The organism is Sandarakinorhabdus sp. (genome assembly GCF_032115815.1).
Lineage (GTDB): Bacteria > Pseudomonadota > Alphaproteobacteria > Sphingomonadales > Sphingomonadaceae > Sandarakinorhabdus.
Genome location: NZ_JAUMBI010000270.1, coordinates 4,875 through 6,594, shown reverse-complemented (window position 1 = coordinate 6,594; position 1,720 = coordinate 4,875). Strand labels below are relative to the sequence as shown.

The following is a 1,720-nucleotide window of genomic DNA, read 5'->3' as shown; positions in this document are numbered from 1 at the left end:
TGCACCATCTGGGCTAGACCGTGCGACAAGTTGTCAAAGCACATACAAAAGGAGAGGCGCCATGACCGCCATCGGCCAGGACAGTCTGAACACCCGCCGCACGCTGCAGGCGGCCGGCAAAAGCTATGCCTATTACAGCCTGGAGGCTGCCGCCGCCCAATTGGGTGACGTCTCGCGCCTGCCCTATTCGATGAAGGTGCTGCTGGAAAATCTGCTGCGCTTTGAAGACGGCAGCACCGTGACCACCGCCGATGTGCAGGCCGTGGTCGATTGGCAGGGCACCCGCACGTCGAACCACGAAATCAACTATCGCCCGGCGCGCGTGTTGATGCAGGATTTCACCGGCGTGCCCTGCGTTGTCGATCTGGCCGCCATGCGCGATGCCATCACCAAGCTGGGCGGTAATCCGATGAAGATCAACCCGCTGGTGCCGGTCGATCTGGTGATCGATCACAGCGTGATGGTCGATGAATTCGGCAACCCCAAGGCGTTTGAAGACAATATGGCGCTGGAATATGCCCGCAACCTGGAACGCTATGAGTTTCTGCGCTGGGGCGGCGGCGCGCTGAAGAATTTCCGCGCGGTGCCGCCCGGCACCGGCATCTGCCACCAGGTGAACCTGGAATATCTCGCAAAAACAGTCTGGAGCAGCGAAGACACGTCGGGTGCGATGGTCGCCTATCCCGATACGTGCGTGGGTACCGACAGCCACACCACCATGATCAACGGCCTTGGCGTGCTGGGCTGGGGCGTGGGCGGTATCGAGGCCGAAGCCGCCATGCTCGGCCAGCCGGTTTCCATGCTGATCCCCGAAGTCGTCGGCTTCAAGCTGACCGGCAATCTGGCCGAAGGCGTGACCGCCACCGATCTGGTGCTCACCGCCACCCAGATGCTGCGCAAGAAGGGCGTCGTCGGCCGCTTTGTCGAATATTATGGCCCCGGCCTTGATGCGCTGACGCTCGCTGATCGCGCCACGCTGGCCAACATGGCGCCGGAATATGGCGCCACCTGTGGCTTCTTCCCGGTCGATACCAAGACCATCGATTATCTGGTGCTGTCCGGCCGCGACGCCGAAACCGTGGCGCTGGTCGAAGCCTATGCCAAGGCGCAAGGCCTGTGGCGCGAAGCCGATACGCCCGATCCCGTCTTCACCGACACGCTGGAGCTCGATCTCGGCACCGTCATGCCCAGCCTCGCCGGCCCGCGCCGCCCGCAGGACAAGGTGCTGCTGTCTGACGCCAAGCCGGCCTACGAAAAGGAACTGGCCGGCGGTTACGGCAAGGCCGAAAAGATGGCCCAGCGCGTGCCCGTGGCCGGCGCCAATTACGACATCGGCCATGGCGACGTGGTGATCGCCGCCATCACCAGCTGCACCAACACATCAAACCCCGCCGTGCTGGTCGCCGCCGGTCTTGTCGCCCGCAAGGCCCGCGCGCTCGGCCTGAAGAACCAGCCCTGGGTGAAGACCAGCTTTGCTCCCGGCTCCAAGGTCGTCACTGATTATTTCGACAAGTCGGGCCTGACGGCGGACATGGACGCGCTGGGCTTCAACCTGGTCGGCTATGGCTGCACCACCTGCATCGGCAACTCCGGCCCGCTGCCGGAACCGATTTCGGACGCCATCAACGCCAACGACATCGTTGCCTGCTCGGTATTGTCGGGCAATCGCAACTTCGAAGGCCGCGTGTCGCCGGACGTGAAGGCCAATTACCTCGCCTCG

The 1,720-nt window shown here is 63.4% G+C and carries 1 protein-coding gene; it reads left to right on the top strand.

The genetic code is table 11. From position 1 onward, the window contains the following. Positions 1–61: 61 nt before the first annotated feature. Positions 62–1,720 (top strand): aconitate hydratase AcnA (gene acnA / locus RT662_RS15410; protein ID WP_313671571.1); only part of this gene is annotated, 1,659 nt, incomplete at its 3' end.